This window comes from Sandarakinorhabdus sp. (assembly GCF_051860625.1).
GTDB lineage: Bacteria > Pseudomonadota > Alphaproteobacteria > Sphingomonadales > Sphingomonadaceae > Sandarakinorhabdus.
On sequence record NZ_JBHYDQ010000007.1, the window covers coordinates 15,306 to 34,245 of the forward strand.

At 65.5% G+C, this 18,940-nt stretch carries 16 protein-coding genes; 9 read left to right on the plus strand and 7 right to left on the minus strand.

Features of this window, described 5'->3' with window-relative positions:
- Positions 1-13: 13 nt before the first annotated feature.
- A complete protein-coding gene (locus ACTIEZ_RS08015) occupies positions 14-1,108 on the plus strand; it encodes an ATP phosphoribosyltransferase regulatory subunit (RefSeq protein ID WP_439546146.1) in 1,095 nt (364 codons plus the stop codon).
- Positions 1,105-2,007, plus strand: a complete 903-nt coding sequence (locus ACTIEZ_RS08020; RefSeq protein WP_439546147.1) for a 50S ribosomal protein L11 methyltransferase — start codon at positions 1,105-1,107, stop codon at positions 2,005-2,007. The genes ACTIEZ_RS08015 and ACTIEZ_RS08020 overlap by 4 nt, the downstream gene beginning before the upstream one ends.
- Before the next feature lie 26 nt (positions 2,008-2,033).
- Here ACTIEZ_RS08020 and ACTIEZ_RS08025 read toward each other — a convergent pair whose 3' ends face one another.
- From ACTIEZ_RS08025 to ACTIEZ_RS08035, 3 genes are all read right to left on the minus strand, one after another.
- On the minus strand, positions 2,034-2,192 hold the full coding sequence (locus ACTIEZ_RS08025) for a hypothetical protein (RefSeq protein ID WP_439546148.1): 159 nt from the start codon (positions 2,190-2,192) through the stop codon (positions 2,034-2,036).
- A 129-nt stretch (positions 2,193-2,321) separates the two neighbouring features.
- Entirely contained in the window at positions 2,322-4,379 is a 2,058-nt protein-coding gene (ligA, locus tag ACTIEZ_RS08030; protein WP_439546149.1) for an NAD-dependent DNA ligase LigA, read from the minus strand.
- A 161-nt stretch (positions 4,380-4,540) separates the two neighbouring features.
- A complete protein-coding gene (locus ACTIEZ_RS08035; protein ID WP_439546150.1) occupies positions 4,541-6,862 on the minus strand; it encodes a TonB-dependent receptor in 2,322 nt (773 codons plus the stop codon).
- A 164-nt stretch (positions 6,863-7,026) separates the two neighbouring features.
- On the opposite strand from ACTIEZ_RS08035, the gene ACTIEZ_RS08040 reads away from it, so the two are divergent.
- A complete protein-coding gene (locus ACTIEZ_RS08040) occupies positions 7,027-7,647 on the plus strand; it encodes a TetR/AcrR family transcriptional regulator (RefSeq protein ID WP_439546151.1) in 621 nt (206 codons plus the stop codon).
- 177 nt (positions 7,648-7,824) lie between these two features.
- On the opposite strand, the gene ACTIEZ_RS08045 is transcribed toward ACTIEZ_RS08040, so the two are convergent.
- Genes ACTIEZ_RS08045 through recN form a run of 3 tightly spaced genes read right to left on the minus strand, consistent with a single transcriptional unit; the run spans position 7,825 to position 11,192 of the window.
- Entirely contained in the window at positions 7,825-8,244 is a 420-nt protein-coding gene (locus ACTIEZ_RS08045; protein WP_439546152.1) for a DoxX family protein, read from the minus strand.
- Positions 8,234-9,535 (minus strand): serine hydrolase domain-containing protein, encoded by a 1,302-nt coding sequence (locus ACTIEZ_RS08050; protein ID WP_439546153.1) that lies wholly within the window; start codon positions 9,533-9,535, stop codon positions 8,234-8,236. The genes ACTIEZ_RS08045 and ACTIEZ_RS08050 overlap by 11 nt, the downstream gene beginning before the upstream one ends.
- Before the next feature lie 4 nt (positions 9,536-9,539).
- Positions 9,540-11,192, minus strand: a complete 1,653-nt coding sequence (gene recN, locus ACTIEZ_RS08055) for a DNA repair protein RecN (RefSeq protein WP_439546154.1) — start codon at positions 11,190-11,192, stop codon at positions 9,540-9,542.
- Positions 11,193-11,440: 248 nt separating this feature from the next.
- Between recN and rpmF the strand changes: the two genes are divergently transcribed.
- The 6 genes from rpmF (at position 11,441) to ACTIEZ_RS08085 (ending at position 15,265) form a co-directional block, all read left to right on the plus strand.
- Positions 11,441-11,620 carry a 50S ribosomal protein L32 gene (gene rpmF, locus ACTIEZ_RS08060; protein WP_022680619.1) on the plus strand — a complete coding sequence of 60 codons (180 nt, stop codon included), beginning with the start codon at positions 11,441-11,443 and terminating at the stop codon, positions 11,618-11,620.
- A 41-nt stretch (positions 11,621-11,661) separates the two neighbouring features.
- On the plus strand, positions 11,662-12,723 hold the full coding sequence (gene plsX, locus ACTIEZ_RS08065) for a phosphate acyltransferase PlsX (RefSeq protein ID WP_439546155.1): 1,062 nt from the start codon (positions 11,662-11,664) through the stop codon (positions 12,721-12,723).
- Positions 12,720-13,697 (plus strand): beta-ketoacyl-ACP synthase III, encoded by a 978-nt coding sequence (locus ACTIEZ_RS08070; RefSeq protein ID WP_439546156.1) that lies wholly within the window; start codon positions 12,720-12,722, stop codon positions 13,695-13,697. Before plsX ends, ACTIEZ_RS08070 begins: the two co-directional genes overlap by 4 nt.
- A 167-nt stretch (positions 13,698-13,864) precedes the next feature.
- Positions 13,865-14,170, plus strand: a complete 306-nt coding sequence (locus ACTIEZ_RS08075; RefSeq protein ID WP_439546157.1) for an integration host factor subunit alpha — start codon at positions 13,865-13,867, stop codon at positions 14,168-14,170.
- Complete coding sequence (locus ACTIEZ_RS08080) at positions 14,170-14,529, plus strand: MerR family transcriptional regulator (protein ID WP_439546158.1); 360 nt, start codon at positions 14,170-14,172, stop codon at positions 14,527-14,529. Before ACTIEZ_RS08075 ends, ACTIEZ_RS08080 begins: the two co-directional genes overlap by 1 nt.
- Positions 14,530-14,536: 7 nt before the next feature.
- Positions 14,537-15,265, plus strand: coding sequence for a ParA family protein (locus ACTIEZ_RS08085; protein WP_439546159.1), 729 nt, complete (start codon positions 14,537-14,539; stop codon positions 15,263-15,265).
- 24 nt (positions 15,266-15,289) lie between these two features.
- Here ACTIEZ_RS08085 and ACTIEZ_RS08090 read toward each other — a convergent pair whose 3' ends face one another.
- The gene (locus ACTIEZ_RS08090) at positions 15,290-18,937 is read right to left on the minus strand and encodes an SDR family NAD(P)-dependent oxidoreductase (protein ID WP_439546160.1); all 3,648 of its coding nucleotides are present in this window, start codon (positions 18,935-18,937) and stop codon (positions 15,290-15,292) included.
- Between the last annotated feature and the right edge of the window lie 3 nt (positions 18,938-18,940).

The window sequence follows — 18,940 nt, forward strand, 5'->3', positions numbered from 1 at the left end:
CTAACCCCCGCCCATGTCCACATTCGGCCTCCTCCCCGAAGGCTTGCGCGATCGCCTGCCACCGCAGGCGCAAGCCCTCGCCAGCCTGCTGCGCACCCTCACCGATGTCTGCGCAAGCCACGGCTATGAACGCGTCGCGCCGCCATTGGCCGAATATGAAGCCAGCCTGGCCAGCGGCAGCAGCCGCGAGCGGCTACGCTTCACCGATCCAGTATCGCAACACACGTTGGCCCTGCGCTCCGACATCACCGGCCAGGTCGGCCGCATCGCCGTCACTCGCCTCGCGCAGGCTGCCCGCCCGTTGCGGCTGATGTACGCCGGGCCGGTGCTGCGGGTGCGCGGCGATCAACTCAGCCCCGAACGCGAACGCACCCAGGCTGGCGCCGAACTGATCGGCAGCAATGCCAGCACCGCCGTCGCTGAAATTTTGGCCGTGGCAATCGAAGCGCTGGCCGCCACCGGGCTGTCTGGTCTGTCGGTCGATCTCACCATGCCATCACTCGTGGCCGATCTCGCCGCTGCCGGCTGGCCACTTGGGGAGGCGTCGCTGGCGCAGGTGCAAGCCTGGCTCGACGGCAAGGATATCGGCACCCTGCGGGCCGCCGGTGCCGATGCCTTTGTGCCGCTGATCGCCGCCGCTGGCCCGGTACCGGCCGCCATTGCAGCGTTGAAGCAGCTCGATTTGCCTGATCCGGTGCTCAACCGCCTCGATGCCATTGCCAGCCTTGCCAACGGTTTGACCGGCGTCACTGTCACCCTCGATCCCACCGAGCGTCACGGGTTCGAATATCAGACCTGGCTCGGTTTCTCCTTGTTCGGTGCCGGGCTGATGGCCGAAGTCGGCCGCGGCGGCGCCTATCATGTGCAGCATCCGGATGGCCGCGCCGAAGCCGCCGTAGGCTTCTCGCTCTATGTCGATGGGCTGGTCGATCTCGGCCTGGGCCAGGACAGCCCGCGCCGCGTGCTATTGCCGGCCGGCACCAAAGCTGCCGCCGGCGCGCAACTGCGCCGCGACGGCTGGGTCACGGTCGCAGCGCTGGCCGGCGAAGACGCTGCAACCATGCGTTGCAGCCATATCTGGGCCGATGGCGCCGTGCAGCCGGCATGAGCTGGACCCTGTCGCTGCGCTGCAACCGCGCCGATGCAGAAGCGCTGCCGCACCTGCCCGATCTTGCCGATCTGCTGGACGACGCGCCGACGCTGAATGTGGAGGAGCCAGATCCGTCACAACCTGACGACTGGCTGTTGACCGCCTATTTCAACGAGGAACCCGATGCCGACGCGGTGGCACTGATCACCGGATTTTTCCCATCTGCACGCGATCTTGCGGTGGCCGAACTGGCCGACGCCGATTGGACCACAATGTCGCAGCGCGGGCTGGAGCCCGTGCGCGCCGGTCGCTTCCTGGTGCACACCGCCGATCACCGCGACGCCATCCGGCCGGGCGACTGGCCGTTGCAGATCGAGGCCGGGCTGGCGTTCGGCACCGGCCAGCACGCCACCACCCACGGCTGTCTGAAGGCATTGGTAGATTTGGGCAAAATACGGCGGTTCCGCAATATCGCCGATATCGGCACCGGCACTGGCGTGCTGGCGATGGCCGCGGCCCGCGCCAACCGCGCTGCGCGGGTGGTTGCCAGCGACAATGATCCGATCGCCATCGAGGTTGCGGCCGAGAATCTGGCGACGAACCAATTTTTCGCAGGTGCATGCGCTGGGCGCATTGCTCTGGCGGTTGCAGCGGGTGTACACGCGCCAATTCTGCGCGGCCGGGCGCCTTATGATCTGGTACTCGCCAACATATTGGCGGCGCCGCTCATCGCCTTGGCGCGGGATCTGTCCGCCGTCATCGCACCGCGCGGGGTATTGGTCATGGCCGGTTTGCTCGACAGCCAACAGCGGGCCGTCGCCAACGCCTATCGCCGGCACGGGTTGATTCCGGCCGGTGCGATGGACTTGGACAGCGAATGGCCCTGCCTGGTGTTGACCCGAAAAGCTCAACAATAGGAAGGGCTTGCGCCGTCACGCATCTTTCAGAGTGCGTGGAACAGCGGGGCTGTGGTGGTGAAGCCGTTCAGCATCACACGGCGGCGACGCAGACGTGCAGTCGGCAGGGGGCGGTCGATGGACTGGGCTTCGCCAGTCGAAACAACGCGCACCTGCGGTTCAAATTCAGTCGGGATGACCTTCATCGGGGTACGCTCCTGTTGGCGGCCGGGACCATTCCCGGCTGGTGAGCGTGTATTTAGTCAGACTCAGTTTCCTTGTGCAGTGCAGCAAACGACAGCGCAGCCATGCATTTTCTGCATGCAACTTGCGTGTCACCCGGCCGTAGCCATCTCATCCATCAAGGCAAGCCAGCCATCTTCATCCAGCACCGTCACCCCCAGCGTCTGTGCCTTGGCCAGCTTCGATCCCGCCCCCGGCCCCGCCACCAGGATGTTCGTCTTCGCCGACACGCTGCCCGACACTTTGGCACCCAGCGCTTCGGCCTGTGCCTGGGCTTCATCGCGGGTGAACTTTTCCAGCGCACCGGTGAACACGATGGTCTTGCCGGTCAGGCCGGTCTGCAGCACCGGCGGCAGCGGGGTCGGTGCCACCTGCCCCAGCAGGTCAGCCAGCGTGTCGCGATTGTGCGGCTCGCCAAAGAAATCGATCAGCGCGGCGGCAACCACATTGCCGATCCCCTTGACTGCGCTGAACAAATTCGTGGCATTGTCGGCCTGTGCCGCATCCGCCACCGCCTGCGCACTGCCAAACGCCCGCGCCAGATCGCGCGCCGTCGTCTCGCCGACATGCCGAATGCCCAGGGCGAACAGGAAACGATCGAGGCTGGCGTTGCGGCGCTCGTCGATGGACGCCAGCAACTTGTCGACAGACTTTTCCTTGAATCCCGGCAGCGCCAGCAGCGCCGCGCGTCGCTCGCGCAGCCGGAAGATATCGCCCGGCTGCACGATCAGGCCTTGCGCGGCAAACAGCTCCAACCGCTCGGTGCCCAGCCCTTCGATGTCGAGCGCATTGCGGCTGACGAAGTGCCGCAGCCGCTCATGGCGCTGCGCCGGGCAGGTCAGCCCGCCGGTGCAGCGCCGCACCGCGCCATCCTCCTCCCGCACCGCCGTCGATCCGCACACGGGGCAATGATCGGGCACCACGAACGGGGCCCCGCGCGGGCCATCCGACGGTACCACGCCGAGCACCTGCGGGATGACATCGCCGGCGCGCTGCACCCGAACCCGATCGCCAACCCGCACATCCAGCCGGGCAATCTCGTCCTCATTGTGCAGCGTGGCGTTGGTGACGACGACGCCGCCCACCGTAACCGGCGCCAGCCGCGCCACCGGGGTCAGCGCACCGGTGCGGCCGACCTGAATGTCGATCGCCTCCAGCAGCGTCTCGGCCTGCTCGGCGGGGAATTTGTGCGCCACCGCCCAGCGCGGCGCCCGCGCCACCTGGCCCAGCCGTTCCTGCCAATCCAGCCGCTCCACCTTGTAGACCACGCCATCGATATCGAACGGCAGATCGGCGCGGGCGCGCTCCAGATCCGCGGTGAAGGCCAGGCAATCATCGATGCTGGCATCGGCCAGCGCCAGGCTGCCGGTGTCGAAGCCCCATCCGGCAATCGCTGTCATCACCGCGCTCTGCGTGGGGCCGGGCAGCGCGCTCATCTCGCCCCAACCATGCACGATGAAGGCCAGGGGTCGGCTGGCACTGATGGCCGGATCAAGCTGGCGCAATGAGCCGGCAGCGGCATTGCGCGGATTGGCGAAGATCTTGGCGCCGGCCTCTTGCTGCCGGGCATTCAGCCCAGCAAAGCCGGCCTTGGTCATGTAGACCTCGCCGCGGATTTCGGCCACCGCCGGCGCGGGTTCGGGCAGGAGGTGCACCAGCCCGGAGACGGCGCGCAGATTGTCGGTCACCGCCTCGCCGACCGCGCCATCACCGCGGGTGGCGCCGTGCGCCAGCCGGCCATTCTCATAGCGCAGAGCGCAGGACAGGCCATCAATCTTGGCCTCGGCCCGCAGCCGCACGTCGGCGTCCTCAGGCAAGTCCAGAAAGCGCCGGACGCGGGCGACGAAGGCCCGCGCCTCGTCATCGCTGAACACATTGTCCAGGCTCAGCATGGGTTTTGAATGGACAATCTTGGCGAAACCGGGCGCCGCCCTGGCGCCGACCTTTACGCTGGGGGAGTCGCCCCGCACCAACTGTGGAAACGCGGCCTCGATGGCGGTATTGCGCTGCACCAAAGCATCATAGTCCGCATCCGAAATTTTCGGCGCATCCTCCTGATAATAGGCGCTGTTATGCTGAGCAATCACCTCGGCCAGACGTGCCAGTTCGGCAGCGGCTTGCGCTTGTGTCAGGGTTTCGGGCGGCATCATGTCACCCGTGTATCAGCGGCGAAACGCGACTGAAAGAGGCGGCTGAAACGAGCAACGCCGTCAGACGAGTCAAGAAGGGCGACCTGTGGGGGTCGCCCTTTTCGCCCGCTGGCCGATCTTGCCAGAGTCGGCGCACGGTACGCGCGCTCGCCCGGCTGCGATCAGAACCGGAAACCCACCATCGCATTGAACGTGCGCGGGTCACCAAAATACACCGTCTGGATATTGCCGACTGCTGAAAACTCCTGCCCGTCCGTGCGATAGAGCGTGTCGGTGATATTCTTCACACCACCTTGCAGATACCAGCGGCCATTGCCGGCATCGAAGCGGATGAAGGCATTGGCCAACAGATAGCCCGGCTCGGTCAGGTTGGGGCGGTTGTCCACCGACAGGAAATGCTTGTCGATGAAGCGGGCATCGCCGCCAAAGGTCAGGGTGCCGGTGTCGCCCATCGGAATGCGATAGTCGGTGGCGAGGGTGAAGCTGATCGGCGGCGCGAACGCTGGCTCACAGGTGACCTGGTTGCCGGTCGGGTTGCAACTGAACGCCGGCGCGCGGCGGCCATCGTTGAATTCATTATATTTTGCATCAAGATAGCCCAGGCTGGCCCTGACGTTCCAGAAGCGCGTCGGCTTCACCACCGCCTCCAGTTCGACACCCCAGATGCCCAGTCGGCCGGCGTTGACCACCGGGAACACGCCAACCGCACCGCCGCCAACGCGGGCCTGGAAATCCCTGAAATCGCTGTAAAACACGTTGCCCGACAGATAGACCCGGCCATCGAGGAAGCTGCCCTTAGCGCCGGTTTCATAGGTCCACACCGTTTCCGGGTTGAAACGCGTCACCACCGTCGGCACGCCGCCAACGACCAGCGTCAAGTCAGCCACCGAGTTGGCGCGGCCGTTGAAGCCGCCAGATTTGAACCCGCGCGAGGCCGAAGCATAAAGCGTGGTATCGTCCGACGGCTTGAACGACACCGTCAAGCTGGGCGTCCAGGCATCGAATTCGGCACTGTTATCAAGGTTCAGCGGCGGCGCCAGATTGCCGGGGAATCGGAAATTGATGCCGTTCAGCGCCGCAAATGACGACAGGGTCGTGGTAAAGCGATCATAGGTGCGCTCCTCGTGGGTGTAGCGCAGGCCGCCGGTGATGCTCAGCCGATCGGTGAACTTGTAGGTCGCCTGGCCGAACGCGGCATAGCTCTTGGTGTTCTGGGCATCGTCGATCAGGCGGGTAAAGGTGATGGGCCCACCGAAAAGCGTAAACAGATCATCGGCATAGGCTTCCTGATGCGACATGATATTCTCGTTCAGGTAAAACAGGCCGAACACGCCGGAGAAGCGGTCGCTGTTCCATTTCAACTGCACTTCCTGGCTGAACTGACGCTGGTTGACGCCCACGAACACGTCACCCAGTTCGGCCTGGCTGGCATCGATATCGATGAAGAAATCCGGATCCAGCTTGCGCCAGGCCGTGATGCTCGACAGCGTCACCGCATCGGACAATTGCCAATTGGCTGTGACGCTTACACCCCAATGGTCCAGGCGTTGACCTTCATCGCCGCGGAAACTGGTGGAAGCCTGAAAGCTGTAGGGACCAAGTGGTTGAGCCGGCACCAGCGTGCGCGGACCGGTGACGAAATCGGTCTGCAGCAGCGGTGCCGTCGGGTAGCCCAGCGTCAGGGCGTTGCGCTGCCGATTATAGTCGCCGGAAACCAGAATCTCCAGGCTCTCGACCGGCTTGGCGCGCAGGATGCCGCGCACGGTCAGCGAATCACGGTCATTATATTCGCGACCGGTGCGCGGATCGGTGACCAGGCCATCGCGCTTGTCATATTGCGCTGCCAGCGACAGCGCGACGCGATCCGCCACCAGCGGCGCCGACGCATAACCGTTCAGCAGCAACTGGTTGAAACTGCCGTACAGCGCGGACGCTTCCACCTTGGTGCGGTTGAAATCCGGCTTGCGCGACACGATCGAAATCGCGCCGCCTGTGGTGTTCTTGCCATAGAGTGTGCCTTGAGGGCCACGCAGCACTTCGATGCGTTCCACGTCGTACAGGCCGAGCAATGCACCCTGAATACGGCTGAAATAAACGCCATCGACATAGATGCCCACGGCCGGATCAAAGGTTTGCAGCGCATCGGGTTGGCCGATGCCGCGGATGAAGACGTTGGCGCTCGATGCTGAGCCGCGACCCTGCACGATGTTGAGATTCGGCGCGGCGCCCTGCAGGCCGGACAGGTCAACCGCCTGGAGCTTCTGCAACTCGAGCGGGCTGAACGCGGTCACGGCCACCGGCACATCGATCAGGCGCTCGTCACGGCGGCGTGCCGACACAACGATTTCAGCCGCTTCCACAGCATCATTGGCAGCTTCGGCCGAAATGGCTGCGGTGGTGGCCTGTTGTGCCGCAACCGGCATGGCGGCCATCAGGCTGACACTGGCCAACAGGATCTGGCGGCTACGGGCGTGCGCGATCATTTGATAGTCTCCCCACAGATGGCCGGGCAACGCTGCAAACGGCAGGCGCGGCCGGGCTTGTTTGTGCTTTGCCGATGCAATACTGAAACCTGAACCAGCATTCAACTACGCACTGTGTCGGAACTGGCTGGACACGTGCCACACGCAAGGATTGGGAGCCCGCTGTGACCATTTCGCCACACCCAGCAAGCAAAGCCGCTGGCAAGATTCCACGCACGGCCCGCGGTCAGCGCACGCTACGCTCGATCCTGGATGCAGCGGCTGAAGAATTCGGCGAGCGCGGCTATCATGACGGCAGCATTGCCCGCATCGCCCAGCGCGCCGGCGTCGCCATCGGCAGTTTCTATACCTATTTCGACAGCAAGGAGGCCGTGTTCCGCGCGCTGGTTGGCGACATGAGCCGCCAGGTGCGGGAACATGTCGTGCCGCACATCCTGGCGGCGCCTGATCGCCTGGCCGGCGAACGTGCTGGCATTGCTGCATTTTTGCAGTTTGTGCGCACCCACAAGGCGCTGTATCGCATCATCGATGAAAGCGCCTTCGTTGCCGAGGACGCCTATCGCCGCCACTATGTCGAGACGGCCGAAGGCTATGCCAACAGCCTGACCCAAGCCTTTGGGCGCGGCGAGGTCGCCGACGGCGACCATATGGTGCGCGCCTGGGCGATCATGGGCATGAATGTGTTTCTGGGTCTGCGGTTCGGTGTGTGGTCAGATGACGAACCGGTTGAATCCATTGCCGAAGCCGCGCACATGCTGATCGCGCAAGGGCTGGCGCCGCGCTGATTTGCCTGATTGAGAAAGAGCCTGAACTGTTCGAGCGGTTTTCACGGTTTTGACGAATTCGGCAGCCTTGTGGCTTGAAAAGGCTGCATAAATCTAAAAACCCTGACATTGTTTGCCGGGAGGACGATGAAAGGGGCATGGTGACAGGTTGAGCCCGTGTAGGACAGGCCGGATCGGTCAGCTGCGTCGGCGAAATGGCCAATCGGTGACGCCGCCGGCCCACAGCGCCCACCACACGATCACCGGTTGCGCCAGCAACCGCGGCCCGTGATAGCCCCACCCCAGAACTTGCCCGGAAACGGCAATGCCTTCCATGGCATGCTTGATATTGGCCGGATACACGCACACCGCATAGGCGGCCAATCCCCAGGCCGCCGCCCGGCGCAGCCGCGGGGTCATCAGGCCGACGGCGCCGGCGATTTCCGCCACGCCGGTCGCCAGCACAACCTCGCGCGGATACGGCACCCAATCGGGCACAATCGGCAGGAAGCCTCCCGGGCTGCGCAAATGGATGATCCCGACCGCAAGATAGGCGGCGGCCAGCACGATCCGCGCCACGGTGCGCGCGCGGGATATTGCCGGCGGATCAGCGGCCATCGGCGTCGCGGGCCAGGGCGGTGGTCATGTCCGGTTCGAACGGGAAGCGCCCCGTCGGCATGAACTGCAGCATCGCCACCATCGCGAACTGGCGCACACGATCGACAACGAACAATGTGCCCGCCGCACCGCCCCAGCCATAGCTCATTGCCGGGCGGCCGCTTGGCCCGGCGGGGCCGCGCTCACGCGTATCGAACAGGGTCAGCCGCCCGCCAGCGCCAAAGCCGTCGCGCTCCTGAAAATAAACGCCCGGCGGCATCAGATTGGACAGCGCCAGTTCCGCGGTACCGGCCGGCACGATGCGGCGGCCGGAGAATTCGCCGCCGTTCAGCACCATCTGGGCAAAACGCGCATAATCGCGTGCCGAACTGACCAGCCCGCCGCCGCCCGACAACAGGCGCGGCCGGGTGGTGAAGCCATCTTTTTCCACCGGCATGACCGGCGTCGGCGTGTCGGTGGGCTTGCCGGTTTTCTGATCGATCCACAGATAATTGGCGGCGAGCCGCGACGCGTCGCGGGCCCAGAAACCGGTGGAGCCCATGCCGAGCGGGCCGAACAACTGCGTTTCCAGCACGCGATCAAAGCTTTGACCCGTCAGGCGCTCCAGCATGGCGCCGGCCACATCCAGGCTGACCGAATATTTCCAGGCTGTGCCGGGATCGAGCGCCAACGGCACACCGGCCAGGAACCCGGCCATGGCCTGCAGATCGGGCAGCGGGCCATCACCTGGCTGCAGAAAGCCGGTCACGCTGCCGGGCTGGATGCCAAGCCGCTTGTATTCGCGCTCGATGGGGCCGTTGCCGCTGATCGCATAGGAAAAGCCGGCCGTATGCGTCAGCAGGTGGCGCACGGTGATCGGCCGGGCTGCGGCGCGCGCGTCCAGGCCCTTGGCGGGATCGACGGCGACCTGCATCGATTGGAATTCGGGCATCACTTCGGCAAGCGGTTGATCCAGCGAGAGTTCACCCATCGCCACCCGCTGCATCACTGCCCAGGCCGTGATCGGCTTCGACATCGAATAGACGCGGAACAAGGTGTCGGGATTGATGGCCTTGCCACCCTCGAACGCAGTCGTGCCGGCGGTCAGGAAGCGCGGCCGATGCGCGCCGGGCTCCATCAAGGCCACCACGGCACCGGGCACCCGCTTTTGCGCCACATAGCTGTCGATCAGCGATTGCACCGCCTCCTGGCGCAGCGGCGCTGCCTTGGCTGCGCTGCGTTGCGCCAGCGCCGGGCTGGCGGCCGCAGCGGCGAGGCCCGCAAGCATCGCACGGCGATCGGTCATCAGCATCGCGTCAGGCTCCTTCCAGCAAGCGCCCGGCCTGTGCGCGGGCTTCGGGGGTAACGTCGGCGCCCGACAACATGCGGGCAATTTCTTCCAGGCGGGCGCCAGCATCGAGGCAGGTCAATTTCGTGCGCGTGCTCTGGCCATCGCTGGCCTTTTCGATCCGCCACTGGCTCTGGCCGCGTGCGGCGACCTGTGGACTGTGGGTGACAACCAGCACCTGCGCTTCGCGCGACAGCCGCGCCAGCCGTTCTCCGATGGCCGACGCGACGGCGCCGCCGACACCGCGGTCAATCTCGTCAAAGATCATCGTGCCGGCGCTGCCAGCGCTAGCCAGCGCCACTTTCAATGCCAGGATGAAGCGGGACAGTTCGCCGCCGCTGGCAATCTTGATCAGCGGTGCGAAATCCGCGCCGGGGTTGGTGGAAATCTCGAATTCCACGCGTTCCTGCCCCTCCGGCCCCCACTCGGCGGCCTCCAGCGGCGCGATGCGGGTGCGGAACCGCGCTGCATCCAGTTTCAACGGTTTCAGCTCGGCTGCGACCGCCGCATCCAGCCGCTTGGCCGCGGCCTGGCGCGCTATGCTCAGGGCCGTGGCCGACGTGGCAAAGGCGGCCTTTGCCTTCACCACCATGGCATCCAGGCCGACCAGCGCATCCTCGCCCGCCACCAGCGCCGCCGCGCGGGCCTGTAGCGTTTCAGCCAGCGCCGGCAGGGCATCGGCCTCCACCTTGTGCTTGCGGGCCAGGGCGCGCAGTTCGAACAGGCGGGTTTCCACCTGCTCCAGCCGCGCCGGATCGGCGTCGAGGGCGCGCGTGGCCGCTACGAGCTGCGTTTCGGCCTCGCCTGCCTCGACCAACGCCCGGTCCAGCGACGCCAGCGCAGCGCCGAGCAGTTCATGCTCGCCGGCAATGCGGTCCAGCCGCCGCGCCGCCTGCGCCAACGCAGCGCTGCCGCTGGCCAGTTGATCGGAAACGGTGGCCAGATCATCAGCCACGCGCGCGCCCTTCTGCATTTCGGCGCGGGCGAGCGCCAGTTCCGCCTCCTCCCCCGGCTGCGCCGCCAGCGCCACCAGTTCGGCAACGGCGTGATCCAGCCATTCGCGGTCACGCTGGTCGGCCGCCAGGCGTTCGCGGGCGGCGCTGGCCGCAAGCTGCGCTTCGCGCCAGGCGTCCCAAGCGGTGCGAACCTCGCCGCAATGCGGCGCCAGCCCCCCGAACAGATCGAGCAAGGCGCGATGCCCGCGGGCGCTCAGCAGGCCGCGTTCGTCATGCTGGCCATGGATTTCCACCAGCAGGCCGCCGAGTTCCTTCAGCAACGCAGCCGATACCGGCTGGTCGTTCACGAACGCGCGGCTGCCGCCATCGGCCTTAACCTGCCGGCGCAGGATCAGCGGACCATCACTGTCCAGGCCATTGTCGCTCAACACCGCCCGCACCGGATGGGCCGCCGGCAAATCGAATTCCGCCACCACCCGCGCGACATCGGCGCCGCTGCGCACCAACCCGGCGTCAGCGCGATTGCCCAGCACCAGCCCGAGCGCATCGAGCAGGATGGACTTGCCAGCGCCGGTTTCCCCGGTCAGCACGACGAGGCCCGGTGCCACCTCGATGGCCAACGCCTCGATCAGCACGACATTGTGGATGGCAAGCGCGGTAAGCACGGCGATACTGTTAGCCGATTGCGCCAGAGACGTGCGAGTGCATATTTTCCGCGTCGCAACGCAGCGCTGCAAGTGGGCCAAATTGCCAATCCCTGCTTGCAACCACCAGAATTTCGCCTATACCGCGCTGCTTCGTTCGCCTTCCCGAGCATGCTTGTCCGGGCCATCGTTAATGGCCGCTGCAAACATGGGCAAATATGCATCGGCGGGCGGAAATTGACCGTTTCAATGATGGATACAGGTGCCTCATGGCCGTTCCCAAGCGCAAGACTTCACCTTCACGCCGCAACATGCGCCGCAGCCATCACGCGCTGACCGCGACGCAGTTCCAGGAATGCCCGAATTGTGGTGAGCTGAAGCTGCCGCACAATCTGTGCGGCGCGTGCGGTTTTTATAACGGCCGCGAAGTCGTCGCTGTCGAAGCCTGACGCCGGGCCCGACCAAGGCGTTTGCGGCCGGTCCGGACCTCATGACAGGCTCGCCAAACAACAGCCCGGTTGTCGCATTGGACGTGATGTCGGGCGACGCCGGCGCGGCAGAAGCCGTTGCGGCCGCTGATATTGCTGCCGAACGCTACCCCAGGCTGACATTCTTGTTGCACGGCCGCGAACCGGTCATCGCGGCCGAACTGGTGCGTTGGCCGCGCCTCGCTTCGCGCGCGCGGATCGTCCACAGCGATGATGTCGTGCTGATGGCCGACAAGCCGGCCCATGCGCTGCGCCGCGCCCGCACCACATCGATGGGCATGGCGATTGATGCCGTGAAACGCGGCGATGCGCATGCCGCCGTATCGGCCGGCAATACCGGCGCGCTGATGGCCATGGCGCTGTTTGGCCTGCGCACGATGCCGGGCATCGATCGCCCGGCGCTGGCGGCCTTGCTGCCCACCATGAAATCCGAATCGGTGATGCTCGATCTGGGCGCCAACACCGAATGTGACGCCACCAATCTGGTACAATTTGCCGTGATGGGTGCGGCGTTTGCCCGCACCGTGCTGGGGCTGGAGCGGCCGCGCGTCGGCTTGCTCAATATCGGCGAAGAGGAATTGAAGGGCACCGACGAGATTCGCAAGGCCGCGGCCATCCTGCGCGCCGCGAGCCTGCCGATGCAGTTCATCGGGTTTGTGGAAGGCGACAAGATCGGCACCGGCGACATCGATGTGGTGGTGACCGATGGCTTTTCCGGCAACATCGCGCTGAAGACGGCCGAGGGCACCAGTCGGTTGGTGACCGGGCTGCTCGGCAATGCCTTCCGGTCCTCGATCTGGGGCCGGCTCGGCTATTTCATCGCCCGCGGCGCCCTGCAATCGCTGCGCGCGCATCTGGATCCCAACGCCCACAATGGCGCAGTGTTTCTGGGCCTGAACGGCCTGGTGGTGAAAAGCCATGGCGGCGCCAACGCCCGCGGGCTGGCCAATGCCATTGGCGTTGCGCACGATCTGGTGTTGGATGATGTCGGTCGCCGGATCAGTGCCGATCTGGCCGGCGTCTCCATGACGCGCGATCCTCAACCGGAGCCTGACGCAGCATGACCACGCGGCGGTCCGTCATCATCGGCACCGGCAGCTATCTGCCGCAAACCATCCTGAGCAATGACGATCTGGCCGCCAGGCTGGACACGTCCGATGCGTGGATCGTGGAGCGCACCGGCATCCGCCGCCGCCACATTGCTGCCGAAGGCGAATTCACCTCCGATCTTGGCGTTGAAGCCGCGCGGCGAGCGCTGGATGCGGCCGGATTGACCGCCGATGACATTGATCTGATCATCGTGGCCACCGCCACACCGGATCAGACATTTCCAGCCGTTGCCACCGTGATCCAGCACAAATTGGGCATGAAGCATGGCGTCGCCTTCGATGTTGGTGCGGTCTGTTCGGGCTTTCTCTATGCGCTCACCGTGGCCGATGCGTTGCTGGTGGGCGGCGCATATCGTCGGGCCTTGGTGATTGGCGCCGAAACCTTTTCGCGGCTGCTGGACTGGGATGATCGCACCACGGCGGTGCTGTTCGGCGATGGCGCCGGGGCCATCGTGCTGGAAATGCAGGTGCAATCCGGCACCAATGCCGATCGCGGCGTGCTGGCCAGCCGCCTGCACAGCGATGGGCGCTACAATGATCTGCTCTATGTCGATGGCGGCCCGGGATCGACCGGCACCACCGGCCATCTGCGCATGAAGGGGCGGGAAGTATTTCGCCACGCCGTCGTCAATCTGGCCAGCGTGATGGGCGAAGTGCTGGCTGTGGCTGGCCTCACCGCCGCCGATGTCACCTGGGTGGTGCCGCACCAGGCCAATTTGCGCATCCTGGAGGCCACGGCGCGCAAGCTTGATCTGTCGCCCGACCGCGTGGTGGTGACGGTTGACCAGCACGCCAACACGTCGGCCGCGTCGGTGCCGCTGGCGCTGGACACGGCGGTGCGCGACGGGCGTGTCCAGCCCGGCGACCTGCTGCTGCTCGAAGCGATGGGCGGCGGCTTCACCTGGGGTGCCGCCGCAGTCCGCTGGTAATTCACAACCATCGGCGGGGCCATTGACATCACACCACAATATCAGGTGGCGAATCGGAAAAACCCGCGTAAGCTTGTTCATTAAACAGGTTATTGTTTGGGCGTTTGTACAGCCGCACCCATGCGGCAAGGTTGGCAACGCCGCACCCGTGCGGCAAAGGGGGATTGATGACAAGCACACCTGCCGCAGGAAGCGTGACACGTGCCGATCTGGCCGACGCCGTCCACCGCGAAATCGGATTGTCGCGCACAGAATCGGCCGATCTGGTCGAACAGGTGCTGGATCGCATCAGCGAGGAACTGGTGGCGGGCAACAATGTGAAAATCTCCAGCTTCGGAAGCTTCGTGTTGCGCGACAAGGGCTTGCGCGTGGGGCGCAACCCCAAGACCGGCGTGGAAGTACCGATTGAACCGCGCACCGTGTTGACCTTCCGGCCCAGCCAGTTGCTGCGCGAAGCCATCAATCGCGGTTGATGGCGGGAACAGTGGCCGACAAATCGGACAGCGCATTTCGGACAATTTCAGAAGCCGCTGCGGATATTGGCATCCCGGCGCATGTGCTGCGTTTTTGGGAAACCCGCTTTGCCCAGTTGCAACCGATGAAGCGGGCTGGCGGGCGGCGTTACTATCGCCCCGCCGATATGGCGTTGTTGCGTCAGATCAAGGGGCTGCTGCACGATCAGGGCATGACCATCCGCGGCGCGCAAATGGCGTTGGCCAGCAAGACAGCGTCAGCCCCAATGTCAGCCCCAGTGCCAGCGGCGCCCCTGACCACCGACAGGCAAGCCTTGATCGCCATTCGTGACCGGCTCGCTGCCGCGCTCGCTGCCTGAACGGCGCATGCCGACGCGCATCCTCGCATTGTTCAGCGCCAAAGGCGGCGTCGGCAAGACGGCATTGGCGGTCAATCTTGCCCATGCGGCGGCCACCCAGTCCGGACGGCGGACCTTGCTGGTCGATCTCGATCCGCAAGGCGCCGCGACCTGGCTGCTGCGCGTGGAACCTCGCGATGGCGCCAAAGCCCGCAAGCGGCTGGGTGGCGGCGATCTCACCGATCTGATTCAGCCCACCGGGTTTGACAATCTTGATGTGCTGCCAGCCGATCGCTCGCTGCGCCGGCTGGAGGGCGATCTTGCCGGCCAGGACAGCGAGAAGTGGCTGAAAAAGGCGCTGAAACCGCTGGAAGACCACTATGACCGGGTGATCCTCGATTGCCCGCCGGGCCTTACCGAATTGGCTGACCAGATGTTTCGTGCCGCCGATCTGATTCTGGTGCCGGTGGTGCCCTCGCCGCTGTCGGCCCGCGCGCTGGCGCAACTGCAGTCGCATCTCGCCGATGAAATGAGAAGCCCGCCGCCGTTGATGCCGGTGTTCAGCCTGGCCGATCGCCGCAAGTCGTTGCACAAGGCCGCCATTGCGCTGCAGCCCAGCTGGCCGGTGATCCCCTATGCCAGCGCCATCGAGGCGATGGCCGCCAGCCGCCAGCCCTTGCTGGCGGGGCCCAGCAATCCGGCCGCCCGCGCCATTGGCAGCCTGTGGGCCGATGTGGAGCGGCGGCTGGCCAACTGACCGCCGCCGCCCGCACCGACGTCATCACACCGTCAACGACATCCCGCGATAGATGCGGCTGCGATAACGGCTGTCCTCCGCATCCGGCAGCGGCGCACCGGCCAGCAGCACGGCCCGCGCAAAGCGGCGCACTTCCTCGTCATGCTCGGCGGCGTTCTTCGGCTCTTCCGACCGCACCCGGCGGGTCAGGTTGATCTGATTCACCGCCACTTCGTGCACCAGGCGTTCGTTTTCCACCGCAATCGTGGCGGTGAACGCGTGCAGCGTCGTCTTGACGAAATTGGCCAGGGCAAAGGCGCCCTTGGCCCCTTCCCCCATCGGCACGTCCGGCGACACCAGCACCAGCTGGCATTCATCGAACAGCGACACCTTGCGGGCGATGCGGAAATGATGGGTCAGGTTGGTATCGACCACGTCGGCAAAGCCATCGCCATCCAGCGGCCGGTCGGCGTCGAACAATTGATCCGGAAGCGCCTTCAACGGTGTCGACACGATGGTGGTGGGGTGGCCCCAGGTCGCCAGCGCCTGATCCATGGCAGCTTCGATATCGCCGTCGATCACCAGCGTCTCGACGCGGTCACTCCCCTGGCCGATGTGGCTGCGGATCGCATCGGCGCCCGCCGACGTGGCGGCAATCAGGACAACACGGGCAACATCGCAATCGAGGAAGCCCTGCGCGGCGGCACCAAGATAATCGGCGAGATGTTCGCCGACCAGCCACACGGTCTTGCCGCCCATCTGCACCAACCGTTCGGCCTTGGGGCTGCCGAACAATTCCCGCTCCGTGTGGGAACGTTCGACGTTGAGACCGCCCGACGGCATGAAGGTTTCGCCCGACACGGCGCGATCGGCGAGGAAGAACACGGTCGCCTGTGCCACTTCGGTTTCGGTCGGCATCTTGCCCAGGTGCAGTTGGCTGAGCACGCCGCCGCGCACCTTGGCGGCTTCGCGGCCGATCTGCGCCACCGGCAGCCACGGCATGTCATCCGGCGGCACGCGCAGCAGCCAGTCCGCATCATCGCGGCTCTGCCAATCGGTGCCGATCAGCCAGCCGCCCAGCCGCAGTCGCTTGAGCAGCTTGGCGGCCAGCGGCGGGGTGAGGATGAAGCGATCCCAGCAGCAGCTTTCATCGCCTTCGCGCGCACAGGCCAGCGCCAGATCACGCAGCGGCTGCGGATTGGACTTGTCGTGGCTCAATTGCACCGAATCGTTGCGGGCCAGGCGGGCCAATATCTGCGCCACCGAACCGCCGGCGCGCACCGATTTGATCACCGCGGCATGCACGGCATTCAGCCGCTTGTTCTCCAGGATCAGCCGGCCGCGCCGTTCAAACAGGCCGGGCTTGCCGCCCAGGCCAGCGAGGCGATCGCCATCAACGGGGCCGGGCGCGATGGCATTGATCTGGATCTGCGGGCCGAGGTGGCGGGCCATGGATTCCACCATCGCGCGCTGCCCGGCCTTGGACACGGCATAATCAGTGCGGTTGGGGTAGGAAACCGCCAGGAATTTCTCCCCGCCGAAATAGCTGGAAACATTCAGGATATAGCCCGAACCCTGCGCGCGCATCATCGGCACCACCATGTGCATCAGCGCATAGTTGGAGATGAGATTGGCAAACTGGGTGTGGCGGAAGGCATCGATGCCCATATCCACCGCCATTTCCTCCGCGCCCGACACGCCGGCATTGTTGATGAGATAATCGATGCGACCAAAGGCGCGCACGGTTTCATCAACGGCATGCTGCAGCGATTTCATGTCGGCCACATCGATATTGGCCAGCGTGCGCACCCGGCGCTCGACCCCGGCAAAGCCGATATCCTGCAGTTCGCCGACGATACGCTCCCGCGCCGCATCCAGTTCGGATGCGCGGCGGGCCACCATCATCACCTTGGCGCCAGCCAGGGCCAGCAGCCGCGCCAGCGCGCCGCCGATGCCGGCCGAACCGCCGGTGATCAGCGCCACCTTGCCCAGATGCAGCCCGGTGATGTTTTCGGCGGTACCGACCAGAGCGCGGCGGGCGCCGGTGGCCTTGGCAATCGTGGAGGGGATATAGAGGTTGATCGGATCGACCTTGCGATCGCCGAGCAGCAGGCGCGCGGCATGGCCGGCGGCGAAGGACAGATTCTCGCTCTCGCTGTTGGCGTGGCGGACAATCTGGTTGCCCCACACCCGGCGCGGGGACTTGCCCTGGGCGTGGGCAACCCGGGCTTCATCGCGCCACACGCGCAGCAGTTCCTCGATGGCGGCGCGGCCGACGTCGCTCCACTGGTTGCCGGCACCATCATCGCCATTGCCGATGAACAACACGCGCGGATCGCCAGCCAGATCATGCGGCTGCTGCCAGTAACGATCCAGCGTGCGCGCCACCGCAATGGCGCCTTCCAGTTCATCATCGACAAAGCGTTCGACGGCGGCATCGCTGGCCTGCGCCAACGGCCCGGTGAAATAGCCCGGCCCGCGTGTGGGCAGCACGACCACGCCGCCGATGGCGCCGCTGCTGGCGGTGAACTCGGCCAGGGCCGCGTCCATCGCAGCATGATCGTGGCGCGGGAAGCGCACGGCGGTAACACCCGCCGGCAGACGCTCGGCTGCGTCATCCAGCGCCGCCTGGAAATGGAAGCCGACCAGCACGCGCGCGCCCTGCGCGGCGAACAGATCCGCCATTGCCAGCGCATCATCCAACTGGTTGCCGGCGCTGATCAAGATGCCATGGCCGTCGCCATCCACCGATCGCATGTCCGGCCGGTGCAGGAATTCACTGCGCGATTCCAGCGGCACGGCCATCCCGTGCGTCACTTCGAAATCATGGGCAGCAAAGGCCGCTGATTCATCGCTGCCCAGGAACACGCAGGCGTTGGCGATATCGGCGGGTGTAGGGAAGGTCTTGGCGCGTGGTTCGCCGTCAACGCTGCGTTCCAGCGCCATCAGATCAAAGAAATGATTGGCGGTGCTGCCGGATTCGTCGCCCTTCAGCTTGTCCATCGCCGCAAACACGGTGCGGATGCGTTCGGATGCGATCGGGCCGGGGTAAAGCTGGTTCACCCTTATGCCATGCGCACCCAGTTCGCGCGCCAGCCCCTTGGACAGGATGTTGAGCGCGGCCTTGGGCACCGTATAGGCGGCGCGGCCGAAATAATCGGTGCGGCTGAAGATGGTGGAGACGTTGATGACGCTGCCACCCTCCCCCATCGCTGGCGTGGCGGCGCGCACCAGATTCCAGGCGACCACCATGATGTTGCGGGCGGCATCACCCACGGTTTCGCTGTCGGGCGTGCCGTCCAGTTCCTCGCGCAGCAGCGGCAGATCGCCGAGCAACTGCTTGGGCCCGGCAGACCCGGCATTGTTGACCAGCACATCGATACGGCCATGCTTGGCGACCACTTCGGCGATGCCGGCGCGGACGGATTCGATATCCGCACCGTCCATGGTCACGATGCTGGCTTGTGCGGCCGGCGCGCCGGTGTCGGCCAGCGCCAGTTCCATCGCGGCGGTGGTGCGCGCCGTATCGCGGCCCGACATCACCACGATGGCGCCTTCGGCCAGATAGCGGCGCACGATGCTGCCGCCCAGATTGCCGGCAGCGCCGGTGATCAGCGCCACCTTGCCGGCCAAACGGCCGGTCCGGGATTCCTGCGGGGTCGGGACGCTGTCGCCGCCTTCGGTCTTGGTCATGGC

Excerpts from the sequence above, each read along its gene's own strand:
- ACTIEZ_RS08020 (WP_439546147.1), top strand. The coding sequence starts at position 1,105 with ATGAGCTGGACCCTGTCGCTGCGCTGCAACCGCGCCGATGCAGAAGCG.
- ACTIEZ_RS08015 (WP_439546146.1), top strand. The coding sequence starts at position 14 with ATGTCCACATTCGGCCTCCTCCCCGAAGGCTTGCGCGATCGCCTGCCA.
- ACTIEZ_RS08070 (WP_439546156.1), top strand. The coding sequence starts at position 12,720 with ATGACCACGCGGCGGTCCGTCATCATCGGCACCGGCAGCTATCTGCCG.
- ACTIEZ_RS08045 (WP_439546152.1), bottom strand. The coding sequence starts at position 8,244 with ATGGCCGCTGATCCGCCGGCAATATCCCGCGCGCGCACCGTGGCGCGG.
- ACTIEZ_RS08080 (WP_439546158.1), top strand. The coding sequence starts at position 14,170 with ATGGCGGGAACAGTGGCCGACAAATCGGACAGCGCATTTCGGACAATT.
- ACTIEZ_RS08035 (WP_439546150.1), bottom strand. The coding sequence starts at position 6,862 with ATGATCGCGCACGCCCGTAGCCGCCAGATCCTGTTGGCCAGTGTCAGC.
- ACTIEZ_RS08050 (WP_439546153.1), bottom strand. The coding sequence starts at position 9,535 with ATGCTGATGACCGATCGCCGTGCGATGCTTGCGGGCCTCGCCGCTGCG.
- ACTIEZ_RS08085 (WP_439546159.1), top strand. The coding sequence starts at position 14,537 with ATGCCGACGCGCATCCTCGCATTGTTCAGCGCCAAAGGCGGCGTCGGC.
- plsX (WP_439546155.1), top strand. The coding sequence starts at position 11,662 with ATGACAGGCTCGCCAAACAACAGCCCGGTTGTCGCATTGGACGTGATG.
- ligA (WP_439546149.1), bottom strand. The coding sequence starts at position 4,379 with ATGATGCCGCCCGAAACCCTGACACAAGCGCAAGCCGCTGCCGAACTG.
- ACTIEZ_RS08025 (WP_439546148.1), bottom strand. The coding sequence starts at position 2,192 with ATGAAGGTCATCCCGACTGAATTTGAACCGCAGGTGCGCGTTGTTTCG.
- ACTIEZ_RS08075 (WP_439546157.1), top strand. The coding sequence starts at position 13,865 with ATGACAAGCACACCTGCCGCAGGAAGCGTGACACGTGCCGATCTGGCC.
- rpmF (WP_022680619.1), top strand. The coding sequence starts at position 11,441 with ATGGCCGTTCCCAAGCGCAAGACTTCACCTTCACGCCGCAACATGCGC.
- ACTIEZ_RS08090 (WP_439546160.1), bottom strand. The coding sequence starts at position 18,937 with ATGACCAAGACCGAAGGCGGCGACAGCGTCCCGACCCCGCAGGAATCC.